Annotated in this window: 1 protein-coding gene; it reads right to left on the reverse strand. The window is 36.5% G+C overall.

The window, feature by feature from the left end; translation table 11 throughout:
• Nucleotides 1–57: 57 nt before the first annotated feature.
• The coding region (locus V7127_RS16510) for a phosphorylase family protein (RefSeq protein WP_438824017.1) at nt 58–375 on the reverse strand (318 nt) is incomplete at its 5' end.

A 375-nucleotide genomic window follows, 5' to 3' on the forward strand; every position in this document is an offset into this window, starting at 1 on the left:
TGGAGCTAGACAAAAAAAAGAACCGGTTCAAAAAGCTAAACCAGTTCCATTCATTTATTATTCTTTTATCGCGGCTTCAAGAGCCACTTCGATCATTTCATTGAAGGTTGTTTGTCTTTCTTCAGCAGTTGTTTCCTCCCCGGTTAAAATATGATCGCTAACCGTTAAGACGGACAATGCTTTTCGATCAAATTTCGCCGCTAACGTATAAAGAGCTGATGTTTCCATCTCAATAGCCAAAATTTGATATTTTGCCCATTTTTCTAATTCAGAATTATCGTTGTAGAACATATCTGCTGTAAATACGCTTCCAACTTTAAGCTGAAGTCCTTTTTGCACTCCTGCTTCATAAGCACGTTTAAGTAAATCAAAATT

Source organism: Bacillus sp. JJ1773 (genome assembly GCF_036962035.1).
GTDB lineage: Bacteria > Bacillota > Bacilli > Bacillales > Cytobacillaceae > Cytobacillus.